The sequence below is a fragment of the Rhodopseudomonas palustris genome, from assembly GCF_003591005.1.
Lineage (GTDB): Bacteria > Pseudomonadota > Alphaproteobacteria > Rhizobiales > Xanthobacteraceae > Rhodopseudomonas > Rhodopseudomonas palustris_K.
This window is the reverse complement of record NZ_QYYD01000003.1, coordinates 77,761-91,482: the sequence shown is the minus strand read 5'-3', so window position 1 is coordinate 91,482 and position 13,722 is coordinate 77,761. Positions and strand designations below refer to the sequence as shown.

Sequence of the window (13,722 nt, the reverse complement as noted above, 5' to 3'; positions counted from 1 at the left end):
CTACCCACCATGCGGGCCTGTAGCGGGCTGCCTTGCCGAAGCCTTTGCGATCGGGCAACACTGCCGTCTCTTCAGGACATTCCGAGGGACGGATGTGATCGACAAGCTCGAGCTGCTGCTTGCGCTCGCCAAGGAACGGCATTTCGGCCGCGCCGCCGAGGCCTGCGGCGTCACCCAGCCGACGATGTCGACCAGCATCAAGCAGCTGGAGGAGATCCTCGGCGTGATGCTGGTACAGCGCGGCTCGCGGTTCCTCGGCTTCACGCCGGAGGGCGAGCGCACGCTGGAATGGGCGCGCCGCATCGTCGGCGACACGCGGGCGATGCGCCAGGATATCGGCGCCATGAAGGGCGAGCTCACCGGGGAACTGCGGATCGCCGCGATCCCGACCGTGCTGGGCATGGTGGCGCAGCTGACCACGCCGTTCCGGGCGCGCTATCCGAACGTCCGTTTCAGCATCATCTCCTGCACCTCCTCGGACGTGCTCGGCCTCTTGGAAAACCTCGAGGCCGACGCCGGTCTGACCTACATCGAGAACGAGCCGCTCGGCAAAGTGCGCAGCATTCCGCTGTATCAGGAGAGCTATCGGCTGATTACCTCGCAGGACGGCCTGTTCGGCGACCGCAATCAGGTGACCTGGCAAGAGGTCGGCCAGGTTCCGCTCTGCCTGCTGACGCCCAATATGCAGAACCGCCGGATCATCGACCGCGCGCTACGCGCCGCCGGCACCATCGCGCATCCGACGCTGACGTCGAACTCGATCATCGTACTGTACACCCACGTCAAGACCGGACGCTGGGCCAGCGTCATGCCGGCGAAACTCGCCGAAACGCTCGGCCTCGGCGACGGCGTCCGCACCATTCCGATCGTCGATCCGGTGGTGTCCTACAGCATCGGCCTCGTGGTGCCGCCGCGCGAACCCTATACGCCGCTGGTCGCCGCGCTGATGCAGGTCGCCCGCGAGGTCGCGCCGTCGCTGGAGAGCGAGGCCTGAGGCCTCAGACACCCCCCTCGATACCGTTTCCTTATCGCAGCATGGGACGGCTTTATTGATTCCTTGAACGATTCCAATTCTCATCGGCCGCGAACCAACGCCGAAAAGAGCGCCGATGCATAACGAACCATGGGACCGGGCCCGCGCGGCCGAGATCATCGCCGGGTTGACGCACAAGGAAGGACCGACGCTGGTCATCCTGCATGCCTTGCAGGAGGCGTTCGGCTATGTGCCGGAGGCCGTCGTGCCGATGGTGGCGGAAGCGCTGAACCTGTCGCGCGCCGAGGTGCATGGCGTCGTCAGCTTCTATCCGGATTTTCGCCGCGAGCCGCCGGGCCGGCATGTACTCAAGCTGTGCCGCGCCGAGGCGTGCCAGGCGGCGGGCGGCGATGCGCTGGCAGTGCATGCGGAGACGCGGCTCGGCGTCGCGTTCGGTCACACCTGCGCGGATGGATCGGTGACGCTGGAACCGGCATATTGCCTCGGCCTGTGCGCCACTGCGCCGGCCGCGATGTTCAACGATCGTGTTGTCGGGCGACTTGATACCAAGCGGCTGGACCGGCTGATGGCGGAGGCGCAGCAATGACGCTCCGTGTGTTTATCCCGCGGGATTCCGGGGCTTTGGCGGTTGGCGCCGACGAGGTCGCGAGCGAACTCACCCGCATCGCACATGAGCGCGAGCTCGGCCTCGACTTGGTGCGGCCCGGCTCGCGTGGCTTGTATTGGCTGGAGCCGATGCTCGAGGTCGATACGCCGGCCGGGCGCGTCGCTTACGGCCCGGTGACGGCCGAGGATGTCCCAAGCATTCTCGATGCGATCATCAACGACACTTCGCACCCGCTTAAACACGGGCTGACCGAACAGATTCCATGGCTGAAGCGGCAGACCCGGCTGACCTTCGCGCGCTGCGGCATCGTCGATCCGCGCTCGATCGATGACTATCGTGCCCATGGCGGCTATCGCGGGCTTGAGCGCGCGCTGAAAATGAGCTCCGACGCCATCATCGAGGATGTGGCAAAGTCCGGGCTGCGCGGGCGCGGCGGCGCTGGATTTCCGACCGGCATCAAATGGCGAACGGTGGCCCAGGCCGGCCGCGGCCAGAAATACATCTGCTGCAACGCCGACGAAGGCGACAGTGGGACCTTCGCCGACCGGATGCTGATGGAGGGCGATCCCTTCATGATCATCGAAGGCATGACCATTGCCGGTATCGCGGTCGGAGCGACCAAGGGTTACATCTACATCCGCTCCGAATACCCGCGCGCCATTAACACCATGAACGCCGCGATCGAGGCCGCGCGGCGGACCGGCTTCCTCGGCGACAACATCTGCCACTCGACCGACTCGTTCGACATCGAAGTCCGGGTCGGTGCCGGCGCTTACATCTGCGGCGAAGAGACTTCGATGCTGGAGAGCCTCGAGGGCAAGCGCGGCACGGTGCGGGCCAAGCCGCCGCTGCCGGCGCATCACGGCCTGTTCGGCCGCCCGACCGTGATCAACAACGTGCTGACGTTCTCGGCGGTGCCGTACATTCTCGATGGCGGCGCGCAGGCCTATGCGGATTGCGGCATGGGCAAGTCGCGCGGCACCAAGCCGATCCAGCTTGCCGGAAATATCAAGCATGGCGGATTGTTCGAGGTCGCGTTCGGCATCACGCTCGGCGAACTGATCGACGACATCGGCGGCGGCACGCTGAGCGGCCGGCCGGTGCGCGCCGTGCAGGTCGGCGGCCCGCTCGGCGCTTACTTCCCGCGCGCGCTGTTCGATACGCCGTTCGACTACGAAGCTTTCGCCGCGCGGAGCGGCATGGTCGGGCATGGCGGCGTCGTCGTGTTCGACGACACCGTCGACATGGCCAAGCAGGCGCGGTTCGCGATGGAATTCTGCGCCCACGAATCCTGCGGCAAGTGCACGCCGTGCCGGATCGGTTCGACCCGCGGCGCCGAGACGATCGACAAGATCATCGCCGGCGACAAGCCCGCCGCGAACATCGCCGTGCTCGAAGACCTCTGCAACACCATGAAGTTCGGCTCGCTGTGCGCGCTCGGCGGCCTGACGCCCTATCCGGTGCTGTCGGCGCTGACGCACTTCCCCGAGGATTTCGGCCTCGCGCCGCGCCGCCTGCAGGCCGCGGAATAAAGGACGACAATATGGCTCTGGTCCACGAAACCGATTTCGGCACGCCGCGCTCGCTCTCCGAAAAGATGGTGACGCTGACGATCGACGGCCGCAGCGTCAGCGTGCCCGAAGGCACTTCGATCATGCGCGCCGCGATGGAGATCGGCACCGCCATTCCGAAACTCTGCGCCACCGACATGGTCGATGCGTTCGGCTCCTGTCGGCTGTGCCTGATCGAGATCGACGGCCGCAGCGGCACGCCAGCGTCGTGCACCACGCCGGTCGCCGACGGCCTCGTCGTTCACACCCAGACCGAGCGGTTGAAGCAGATCCGCAAGGGCGTGATGGAGTTGTACATCTCCGATCACCCCCTCGACTGCCTGACCTGCTCGGCCAACGGCGATTGCGAGCTGCAGGACATGGCCGGCGCGGTCGGCCTTCGCGACGTGCGCTATGGTTACTCCGGCGAGAAGCACCCCAATCCCGGGCTCGATGAGTCCAACCCTTACTTCACCTACGATGCGTCGAAGTGCATCGTCTGCTCGCGCTGCGTCCGTGCGTGTGAAGAGGTACAAGGCACCTTCGCGCTGACCATCGCGGGCCGCGGCTTCGACTCGGTCGTCTCGCCCGGCATGCAGGAGAGCTTCCTCGGGTCCGAATGCGTGTCCTGCGGCGCCTGCGTGCAGGCCTGCCCGACCGCGACGCTGAACGAGAAGAGCGTGATCGAGATCGGCACGCCCGAGCGCTCGGTGGTGACGACCTGTGCCTATTGCGGCGTCGGCTGCACCTTCAAGGCGGAGATGCGCGGCGAAGAGCTGGTCCGCATGGTGCCCTACAAGGACGGCAAGGCCAATCGCGGCCATTCCTGCGTCAAGGGCCGCTTCGCCTGGGGCTATGCCAATCACAAGGAGCGCATCCTCAACCCGATGATCCGCTCCAGCATCAGCGAGCCGTGGCGCGAAGTCAGCTGGGACGAAGCCTTCAGCTACGCCGCCTCCGAGCTGAAGCGGATCCAGGCCAAGTATGGCCGTGACTCGATCGGCGGCATCACCTCGTCGCGCTGCACCAACGAAGAGACCTTCCTGGTGCAGAAGCTGATCCGCGCCGGCTTCGGCAACAACAATGTCGACACCTGCGCCCGCGTCTGCCACTCACCGACCGGCTACGGCCTCTCCACCGCCTTCGGCACTTCGGCCGGCACCCAGGATTTCGACTCGGTCGAGCACACCGACGTGGTGATGATCATTGGTGCCAACCCGACCGACGGCCATCCGGTGTTCGCCTCGCGGCTGAAGAAGCGGCTGCGCCAGGGTGCCAAGCTGATCGTGGTCGATCCGCGCCGCATCGATCTGGTGCGCTCGGCACATATTGAAGCCGCACAACATCTGCCGCTGAAGCCCGGCACCAATGTCGCGGTGCTGACCGCGCTGGCGCACGTCATCGTCACCGAGGGCCTCGCCAATGAGGCCTTCGTGCGCGAGCGCTGCGACTGGAGCGAATATGAGCACTGGGCGGCGTTCGTCTCAGACGAACAGCACAGCCCGGAAGCGACTGCCGCCTTCACCGGCGTCGATCCGCAGCAACTCCGTGAAGCCGCGCGGCTCTACGCCACCGGGGGCAACGGCGCGATCTATTACGGCCTCGGCGTCACCGAGCACAGCCAGGGCTCGACCACCGTGATGGCAATCGCCAACCTCGCCATGGCCACCGGCAATCTCGGCCGCCCCGGCGTCGGCGTGAATCCGCTACGCGGCCAGAACAACGTGCAGGGCTCGTGCGACATGGGCTCGTTCCCGCACGAACTGCCGGGCTATCGGCACATCTCGACCGATGCGGTGCGCGAGAGCTTCGAGGCGCTGTGGAACGTCAAGCTCGACAACGAGCCGGGCCTGCGCATCCCCAACATGCTCGATGCCGCCGTCGACGGCTCGTTCAAGGCGCTCTACGTGCAGGGCGAGGACATTCTGCAGTCCGACCCCAACACCAAGCACGTCGCCGCCGGCCTCGAAGCGATGGAATGCGTCATCGTCCACGACCTGTTCCTCAACGAGACCGCCAACTACGCCCACGTGTTCCTGCCCGGCTCGACCTTCCTGGAGAAGAACGGCACCTTCACCAATGCCGAGCGCCGCATCCAGCGCGTCCGCAAGGTGATGACGCCGAAGAACGGGCTGGAAGATTGGGAAGTGACGCAGAAGCTGGCCGAGGCCGTCGGCTATAAAATGAACTACACGCATCCGTCGCAAATCATGGACGAGATCGCCGCGCTGACCCCGACCTTCGCGGGCGTGTCCTACGACCGGCTGGAAGAGCTCGGCTCGATCCAGTGGCCGTGCAACGAGCGCGCGCCGGAAGGCACGCCGGTGATGCACATCGATGCTTTCGTGCGCGGCAAGGGCAAGTTCGTCATCACCGAATATGTCGCGACTGACGAGCGCACCGGGCCGCGCTTCCCGCTGCTGCTCACCACCGGCCGCATCCTGTCGCAGTACAATGTCGGCGCGCAAACCCGGCGCACCGCCAATTCGATCTGGCACGACGAGGATCGGCTCGAGATCCATCCGCACGACGCCGAGCAGCGCGGCGTCCGCGATGGCGATTGGGTCCGGCTCGCCAGCCGCGCCGGCGAGACCACGCTGCGCGCGCTGATCACCGACCGGGTCGCGCCGGGCGTGGTCTACACCACGTTCCATCACCCGAACACGCAGGCCAACGTCGTCACCACTGAATATTCCGACTGGGCCACCAACTGCCCCGAATACAAGGTGACGGCCGTGCAGGTGGCGCCGTCGAACGGTCCGTCCGAATGGCAGCGCGATTACAATCAGCAAGCCGCAGCCGCCCGCCGGATCGCGACGCCGGCCGAAGCCGCGGAGTGACGATGAAGCCGACGGTCCACACCGCCGACACCAAGGTCTGGCGCAATGGCCGAATGCAGGATGGTGCGCGCGCCATCCCCGAGGAGACGCCGGTCGCGATCAGCTACAACGGCTCGACACAAGCCGTGATGATGGCGACGCCGGCCGACCTCGAGGACTTTGCGATCGGCTTCAGCCTCAGCGAGGGCGTGGTCGAAACCGCCGCACAGATCGAGAGCTTCGAGATCGTGCCGCACGACGACGGCGTCGAATTGCGGATGTGGATCGGCGGCGACGTCGCCGATCGGCTACAGCAACGCCGCCGCCACATCGCCGGCCCGACCGGCTGCGGCCTGTGCGGCGTCGACTCCATCGCCGAGGCGGTGCGCCCAGTCGCGCTGGTCGGCGAAGGCCGGACGTTCACGCCGCAACAGATCATCGCCGCGATCGAGGCGATGCCGCCGCTGCAGACACTCAATGTCGCCACCCGCGCGGTGCATGCCGCGGCTTACTACACGCCCACACAAGGCATCGTAGCACTGCGCGAAGACGTCGGCCGCCACAATGCGCTCGACAAGCTGGCCGGCGCGATCGCCCGGCAGGGCATCGCTGCGACCGCCGGCATGGTGCTGCTGACCAGCCGCGTCTCCGTCGAGATGGTGCAGAAGACGGCGGCGATCGGCGCGACCGTGCTGGTCGCGGTGTCGGCGCCGACCGCGCTCGCCGTCAAGATGGCGGAGGCTGCCGGCATCACGCTGGCGGCGATCGCGCGCGCCGACGGCTTCGAGATCTTCACCCATCCGCACCGCATGGACACGCACACCAAGGGAGCCGCCGATGTCGCCTGACCGGCTGGTCTACATGGCCAATCAGATCGGCGCGTTCTTTCGCAGCCAGGGCGCCGACAAGGCGGTGCCCGGCATCGCCGAACATCTCAAGAAATTCTGGGAGCCGCGGATGCGCAGCGCGATCATCGCGCATCTCGACGCCGGAGGGGAAGGTCTGGAGCCCGAGGTGCGGGCTGCAGTGGAGGCGCTGAGGCCGGCCAAGTAACCGGCCGGACGACTTGCAGCCCGAAAACGGGCGCTCAAAAGGGGAAGGAAACAGGATGGCAACCTTGGAAGGAGCCGGACGGCTGTCCGGCGTACGGCCGGGTCTACTCGACCGCGAACGCATCATCGCCACCGCCGGCTTCAACCGCTGGCTGGTGCCGCCGGCGGCGCTCTGCATTCATCTGTGTATCGGCATGGCGTATGGCTTCAGCGTGTTCTGGCTGCCGCTCTCGCGCGCCGTCGGCCTGTCGGCGCCGAAGGTCTGCGGCGACATGACGATCATGCAGGAGCTGTTCACCACCACCTGCGACTGGCGTGTCGCCTCGATGGGGTGGATGTACACGCTGTTCTTCGTGCTGCTCGGCGCCTCGGCGGCGATTTGGGGCGGCTGGCTCGAGCGCGTGGGACCGCGCAAGGCCGGCTTCGTCTCGGCGATCTGCTGGTCGGGTGGCCTGGTGCTCGGCGCCATCGGCATCTACACGCACCAACTCTGGCTGCTGTGGCTCGGCTCCGGCGTGATCGGCGGCATCGGGCTCGGGCTCGGCTACATCTCGCCGGTGTCGACGCTGGTGAAGTGGTTCCCGGATCGCCGCGGCATGGCGACCGGCATGGCCATCATGGGTTTCGGCGGCGGCGCGATGATCGGCGCTCCGCTCGCCAACATGCTGACGAACTACTTCAAGACCCCGACCGACGTCGGCGTGTGGCAGACCTTCCTGGTGATGGGCCTGATTTACTTCGTGTTCATGACGATCGGCGCCTTCGCCTATCGCATCACCCCGCCGAACTGGCGGCCGGACGGCTGGACGCCGCCGGCGCAGGCCAACACCATGATCACCGCACATCACGTTCACCTCAAGGACGCGCACAAGACCAGGCAATTTTGGCTGATCTGGGCGGTGCTGTGCCTCAACGTCTCGGCCGGCATCGGCGTCATCGGCATGGCGTCGCCGATGCTGCAGGAGATTTTCGGCGGCAAGCTGATCGGCCTGCCGGATCTGTCGTTCAATCAGCTCTCGGCGGAACAGAAGACGCTGATCGCCGGCATCGCCGCCGGCTTCGCGGGCCTGCTGTCGCTGTTCAACATCGCGGGCCGGTTCTTCTGGGCGTCGCTGTCGGACCACATCGGGCGCAAGAACACCTACTACGTGTTCTTCCTGCTCGGCATCGTGCTCTACGCGCTCGCGCCGACGCTCGCCGCGATGGGCAGCAAGGTGATGTTCGTGCTCGCCTTCGGCATCATCCTGTCGATGTATGGCGGCGGCTTCGCGACGGTGCCGGCTTATCTCGCCGACATCTTCGGCACGCAGTTCGTCGGCGCCATCCACGGCCGGCTGCTGACCGCCTGGGCGACCGCCGGCATCATCGGCCCGGTGGTGGTGAACTACATACGCGAGGCGCAGATCGCCGCCGGCGTGCCGCGCGCGCAGGTGTACGACTTTACCATGTACATCCTGGCCGGCATGCTGGTGCTCGGCCTGATCTGCAACGCGCTAGTGCGGCCGCTCGCGGACAAATGGTTCATGAAGCCCGAAGAGGTCGCCGCGCTGCAGGCCAAGGGCGTCGCGGCGACCTCCGGCGGCGGGTCTTACGGCATCGGCAAAGGCGGCCTCGATGCCCGCGCCGCCGCCTTCTGGGCCTTCGTCGGCATCCCACTCGCCTGGGGCGTGTGGATCACGCTGCAGAACGCCGCGAAGATTTTCTGACCTTCGCGCTGCATAGCGCTCACGTCATGCCCGGCTTCGTGCCGGGCATTGTCGTTTTGACACGACCGGGTCGTCATCCTGAGCCGCTCGCCCGCGAGGGCGAGCCTCGTAAGGATGCGGCCGCGCACACTGTCGCCGCATCCTTCGAGGCGCGCTGCGCGCGCGCCTCAGGATGACGATTCAGTGCAGGTGGAAACGGTCGCGCCTCTCCGTGATTCAAGAACGATTCGATGCAAAACGTCGAAACGTTGCACCGCATCGATTGCAGTGCAGCGAACTAATCGACCTTCGCTTGTTGCGATTGATCATCAAGCATCTTCTCTCCCGCCGCCATTGTGTTAGCCTTCGCTCGCTGGCGCACGAACGCCGCTGACGACGCATAGACGTCGCAAAACAACGAGCGGTCGCAGCGTCGGCCGTGGCGAGGGAGTGAATGCGATGAAATCGGTTTTCACACGATCCGTTGTTGCGTGCGCGGCCGTCCTGGCGATCGGGGCGGTACATCAGGCCAGCGCGCAGGGCCTCAAGAAGTATGAATCCGGCACCAAGGAATTCTGGGCCAACCCGCCGCCGGACTGGTTCCTCGGCGACGAAACTGAGGCGCAGAAGGGCCTCGCGCCGCCGTCCGGTCCGCCGACCGGCGCCAGCGACGCCGAACTTGCCGCCACCATCAAGAAGATCAAGCTGCCGCCCGGTTTCAAGATTGACGTCTATGCGTCGGGCGTGCTCGCGGCGCGGCAAATGGCGTGGGGCGACAACGGCACGTTGTTTGTCGGCTCGTTCGGCCTCGGCAACGTCTATGCGATCACCGACAAGGACGGCAAGAAGCAGGTCAAGACCATCCTCAAGGGCCTGAAGATGCCGACCGGTCTGGCCTTCCAGAACGGCGCGCTGTACGTGATCGATATCGACAAGCTGATCCGCTACGACAACGCCGAGGCCAATCTCGACAATCTCGGCTCCGGCAAGGTCGTGTATGACGACATGCCGTCCTACGTGGCGCATGGCTGGAAATATCTGGCGCCGGACAAGGACGGCTGGTTCTACGTGCCGTTCGGCCCGCCCTTCAACATCGGCATTCCGCCGACTTCGCTGTCGCAGATCCGCCGCGTCGATCCGAAGACCGGCAATGCCGAGATCGTCGCACTCGGGGTCCGCAACTCGGTCGGTGGCGACGTCGACCCGCGCACCGGCAAGTACTGGTTCACCGAGAACGCCCGCGACTGGATCAGCGACGACATGCCGAGCGACAAGCTCAACATGATCAGCAAGCTCGGCGAGCATTTCGGCTATCCGCATTGCCACCAGGGCGACATGGAGGATCCGAAATTCGCCATGGGTCACAAGTGCTCGGAGTTCACGCCTCCTGTGCTCAACCTCGGCGCCCACGTCGCTCCGCTCGGGATGAAATTCTACACCGGCGATCAATTCCCCGCCGAGTACAAGAACAACATCTTCATCGCCGAGCACGGCTCGTGGAACCGCCACAAGTACCAGGGCGCGCTGATCAAGCGGGTGATCGTCGATCCCGACGGCAAGAACGCCAAACAGGAAGACTTCGCCACCGGCTTCATCGAAGGCGATCAGGGCTATCTCGGCCGTCCCGCCGACATCGTGCTGGCCAAGGACGGCTCGATGCTGATCGCCGACGACTGGGCCGGCGCGATCTATCGTATCAGCTATAGCAAGTGATCGTGAGCTGACGCACCCACCCCTCGTTCGTCATTCCGGGTCGCCGCGCAGCGGCGAGCCCGGAATCCATACTCCCCGTACCCGTTATCAGGCACGACCACCGTCTTCGTGCTCCACCGCGAGCATAGGGGTTATGGATTCCGGGCCTTCGTCCCGGCCGGCTGCGCCGACCGGACCGAATCCCGGAATGACGAACTTCAATCATAACTCTGAGCCAACAGAGAGAGCCCCGCATGACTCGCCTCGCCGCCATCGTTGCACTGACTCTGCTGTGCGGCGCCTTCCCCCTCCGCGCGGCCGACATCGAGGCCGGCAAGGCGAAAGCTGTGGTCTGCGGCTTCTGCCACGGCACCGACGGCATCTCGAAGATGGAGTACACGCCCTCGCTCGCCGGCCAGCCCGATCTCTATATTCAGTGGCAGCTGGTGTTCTTCCGCGCCGGCACGCGGCAGAACGCCAATATGACCGCGGTTGTCGAGGATCTCAGCAACGAGGACATCCGCAATCTCGGCGCTTACTTCGCGTCGCTGCCGCCGATGAAGAACCCCAAGCCGGATGAAAATTCCGAACTGTCACGCAAGGGCGCCGAAGCCGCGGCCGGCCGTCGCTGCGCCTCGTGCCACACCGACAACTACGCCGGCATCAAGGGCACCGCGCGGCTCGCCGGCCAGCGCGAGGAATATCTGGTCAAGGCGCTCAACGAATTCAAATCCGGCCAGCGCTCCGGCGGCTCGATGGCCGCGATGGCCGACGTTGCCTACCCGCTCAGCGAGGAAGAGATCTACGCGCTGGCGCATTATCTGGCGCATTTGAATTAGGCGCAGGCCGATACTCCAGGAGAGATAGCATCCACCTCCGTCATGGCCGGGCTTGTCCCGCCTGCGCGGCCGAAGCCGCTTCGGCGCGGCGAAGGCCCGGCCATCCACGCCTTTTCTGCGTCTCCGTCAGCAAGGCGTGGATGCTCGGGACGAGCCCGGGCATGACGTGGAGAGGGTGATCCCAAAGTTGACGCTCGAGCGTCGACGCCCTCGCTCCGATCTTGGTTCACTTTAGGAACCAAACCGCACTGCCGCCGTCATCACGGCAGCGGACGCCTTCGCGCACCGATTGTATCGGCATGCGCCGCGATGCCCATCATCGCGACGCGGGCTGTCGCCGCTGCCGTTCGTTCAATTCTCCCGTGCGAGGTTCCCATGGCCGACAAGCATCCCGATCTCACATCCGCCAAACTGGCTGACGCCTCGATTCACCGCGGCCCGGGCGGCGAAACCCACCAGATCGCCGGCAAGGATACGCCGGTGCTGACCACGCGGCAGGGCGTGCCGGTCAGCGACGATCAGAACAGCCTGAAGCTCGGCAGCCGCGGCCCGACGCTGATGGAAGACTTTCACTTCCGCGAAAAGATCTTCCATTTCGACCACGAACGCATTCCGGAGCGCGTCGTCCACGCCCGAGGCTTCGGCGTCCACGGTTTCTTCGAGCCTTATGAGTCGCTGGCCGACGTCACCGCGGCCGATCTGTTCCAGCGCCCGGGCGAGAAGACGCCGGTGTTTGTGCGCTTCTCCACCGTCGCCGGCAACAAAGGCTCGGCCGATCTGGCCCGCGACGTCCGCGGCTTTGCGGTGAAGTTCTACACCAAGCAGGGCAATTGGGATCTCGTCGGCAACAACATTCCGGTGTTCTTTATCCAGGACGCCATCAAGTTTCCCGACCTGATCCACGCCGCCAAGCAGGAGCCGGACCGCGGCTTCCCGCAGGCGCAGACGGCGCACGACAATTTCTGGGACTTCATCTCGCTGATGCCGGAATCGATCAACATGGCGTTGTGGATCATGTCCGATCGGACGATCCCGCGCTCGTTCCGGTTCATGGAAGGTTTCGGCGTTCACACCTTCCGGCTGATCAATGCCGACGGCAAATCGACCTACGTCAAGTTTCACTGGAAGCCGAAGCTCGGCATGCAGTCGGTGGTCTGGAACGAAGCGCTCAAGCTCAACGGCGCCGATCCTGATTTCCATCGCCGTGATCTGTGGGATGCGATCCAGGCCGGTGACTATCCCGAGTGGGAGCTCGGCCTGCAGCTGTTCGACGACGCCTTCGCGGACGAGTTCGAATTCGACATCCTCGACGCCACCAAGATCATTCCCGAAGAGCGCGTGCCGATCCGCCGCGTCGGCCGGCTGGTGCTCGACCGCACCGTCGACAACTTCTTCAACGAGACCGAGCAGGTCGCGTTTCAGACCGGCAATATCGTCCCAGGGATCGACTTCACAAACGACCCGCTGCTGCAGGGCCGCAACTTCTCCTACCTCGACACTCAGCTGAAGCGGCTCGGCAGCCCGAACTTCAACGATTTGCCGATCAACGCGCCCAAATGTCCGTTCCACACCTTTCAGCAGGACGGACACATGACGCTGAACAATCCGCGCGGCCGCGCCAACTACGAGCCGAACTCGTGGGGTGCGAATGGCGGACCGCGCGAGACGCCGAAGGGCTTCCGCAGTTTCCCGACCGAAGAATCCGGCGAGAAGCGACGCGCCCGCGGCGAATTGTTCGCCGATCACTACAGCCAGGCGCGGCAGTTCTACGTCAGCCAGAGCGAGACCGAGCAGACCCACATCAAGGACGCGTTCGTATTCGAGCTCAGCAAGGTCGAGACGCCGGAGATCCGCGCCCGCGTGGTGTCGCACCTCGTCAACGTCGACAAGACGCTGGCGCAGCTGGTCGCCGACGGTCTCGGCATGGCGTTGCCCAAGGCCGCCGAACCGGCCCGCAAGCCGATCACCGATCTGCCGCCCTCGCCCGCGCTCAGCATCATCAAGAATGCGCCGGGCAGCTTCAAGGGCCGCAAGCTCGGCATCCTGGTCAGCGACGGCGCTGATGCCAAGCTGCTGGCGGCGCTCGAGGCTGCCGCCAAGCGGCACGGCGCGCTGGTCGAAATGATCGCCCCGAAAGTCGGCGGCTTCACCGCCTCAGACGGCAAGCTGCGGCCGGCCAAGCAGAAGATCAATGGCGGCCCCTCGGTGCTGTACGACGCCGTGGCGATCCTGCTGTCCGACGACGGCGCGCTGCAATTGCAGCAAGAAGCCACCGCGCGGGATTTCGTCGCCGATGCGTTCGCGCACGCCAAGTTCATCGCCACCACCAAGGAGGCCGCGCCGCTGCTGGAGAAGGCCGGTGTCGAACCCGATGGCGGCGTGATGAACCTCGGCGGCGCCAACGATGCCGAGCGCTTCCTCGAGCTGTGCACGCAACTGCGGTTCTGGGAGCGCGAGCCGAAGGTGCATGCGGTCTAGACCGCT

At 65.4% G+C, this 13,722-nt stretch carries 10 protein-coding genes; all 10 read left to right on the top strand.

Features of this window, described 5'->3' with window-relative positions:
• Positions 1–94 precede the first annotated feature (94 nt).
• The 10 genes from D4Q52_RS03860 to D4Q52_RS03815 all read left to right on the top strand — a co-directional run bounded on the left by D4Q52_RS03860 (position 95) and on the right by D4Q52_RS03815 (position 13,716).
• Positions 95–994, top strand: a complete 900-nt coding sequence (locus D4Q52_RS03860; RefSeq protein ID WP_119855231.1) for a LysR family transcriptional regulator — start codon at positions 95–97, stop codon at positions 992–994.
• Positions 995–1,109: 115 nt separating this feature from the next.
• On the top strand, positions 1,110–1,580 hold the full coding sequence (locus D4Q52_RS03855; protein WP_119855230.1) for a formate dehydrogenase subunit gamma: 471 nt from the start codon (positions 1,110–1,112) through the stop codon (positions 1,578–1,580).
• Positions 1,577–3,133, top strand: coding sequence for a formate dehydrogenase beta subunit (locus D4Q52_RS03850; protein ID WP_119855229.1), 1,557 nt, complete (start codon positions 1,577–1,579; stop codon positions 3,131–3,133). Before D4Q52_RS03855 ends, D4Q52_RS03850 begins: the two co-directional genes overlap by 4 nt.
• Positions 3,134–3,144: 11 nt before the next feature.
• A complete protein-coding gene (gene fdhF / locus D4Q52_RS03845) occupies positions 3,145–5,991 on the top strand; it encodes a formate dehydrogenase subunit alpha (protein ID WP_119855228.1) in 2,847 nt (948 codons plus the stop codon).
• A gap of 2 nt (positions 5,992–5,993) precedes the next feature.
• A complete protein-coding gene (gene fdhD / locus D4Q52_RS03840; RefSeq protein WP_119855227.1) occupies positions 5,994–6,818 on the top strand; it encodes a formate dehydrogenase accessory sulfurtransferase FdhD in 825 nt (274 codons plus the stop codon).
• On the top strand, positions 6,808–7,023 hold the full coding sequence (locus tag D4Q52_RS03835; protein WP_119855226.1) for a formate dehydrogenase subunit delta: 216 nt from the start codon (positions 6,808–6,810) through the stop codon (positions 7,021–7,023). The genes fdhD and D4Q52_RS03835 overlap by 11 nt, the downstream gene beginning before the upstream one ends.
• Positions 7,024–7,078: 55 nt before the next feature.
• Positions 7,079–8,728 (top strand): OFA family MFS transporter, encoded by a 1,650-nt coding sequence (locus tag D4Q52_RS03830; RefSeq protein ID WP_119855225.1) that lies wholly within the window; start codon positions 7,079–7,081, stop codon positions 8,726–8,728.
• Between the two features lie 438 nt (positions 8,729–9,166).
• On the top strand, positions 9,167–10,420 hold the full coding sequence (locus D4Q52_RS03825; RefSeq protein ID WP_119855224.1) for a PQQ-dependent sugar dehydrogenase: 1,254 nt from the start codon (positions 9,167–9,169) through the stop codon (positions 10,418–10,420).
• A gap of 233 nt (positions 10,421–10,653) precedes the next feature.
• The gene (locus D4Q52_RS03820; RefSeq protein ID WP_119855223.1) at positions 10,654–11,238 is read left to right on the top strand and encodes a c-type cytochrome; all 585 of its coding nucleotides are present in this window, start codon (positions 10,654–10,656) and stop codon (positions 11,236–11,238) included.
• Between the two features lie 375 nt (positions 11,239–11,613).
• A complete protein-coding gene (locus tag D4Q52_RS03815; protein ID WP_119855222.1) occupies positions 11,614–13,716 on the top strand; it encodes a catalase in 2,103 nt (700 codons plus the stop codon).
• Positions 13,717–13,722: the final 6 nt, after the last annotated feature.

What these genes read in the sequence shown, in the direction of transcription:
- fdhD (WP_119855227.1), top strand. Translation starts at nt 5,994, where the DNA reads ATGAAGCCGACGGTCCACACCGCCGACACCAAGGTCTGGCGCAATGGC.
- D4Q52_RS03825 (WP_119855224.1), top strand. Translation starts at nt 9,167, where the DNA reads ATGAAATCGGTTTTCACACGATCCGTTGTTGCGTGCGCGGCCGTCCTG.
- D4Q52_RS03820 (WP_119855223.1), top strand. Translation starts at nt 10,654, where the DNA reads ATGACTCGCCTCGCCGCCATCGTTGCACTGACTCTGCTGTGCGGCGCC.
- D4Q52_RS03830 (WP_119855225.1), top strand. Translation starts at nt 7,079, where the DNA reads ATGGCAACCTTGGAAGGAGCCGGACGGCTGTCCGGCGTACGGCCGGGT.
- D4Q52_RS03835 (WP_119855226.1), top strand. Translation starts at nt 6,808, where the DNA reads ATGTCGCCTGACCGGCTGGTCTACATGGCCAATCAGATCGGCGCGTTC.
- fdhF (WP_119855228.1), top strand. Translation starts at nt 3,145, where the DNA reads ATGGCTCTGGTCCACGAAACCGATTTCGGCACGCCGCGCTCGCTCTCC.
- D4Q52_RS03855 (WP_119855230.1), top strand. Translation starts at nt 1,110, where the DNA reads ATGCATAACGAACCATGGGACCGGGCCCGCGCGGCCGAGATCATCGCC.
- D4Q52_RS03850 (WP_119855229.1), top strand. Translation starts at nt 1,577, where the DNA reads ATGACGCTCCGTGTGTTTATCCCGCGGGATTCCGGGGCTTTGGCGGTT.
- D4Q52_RS03815 (WP_119855222.1), top strand. Translation starts at nt 11,614, where the DNA reads ATGGCCGACAAGCATCCCGATCTCACATCCGCCAAACTGGCTGACGCC.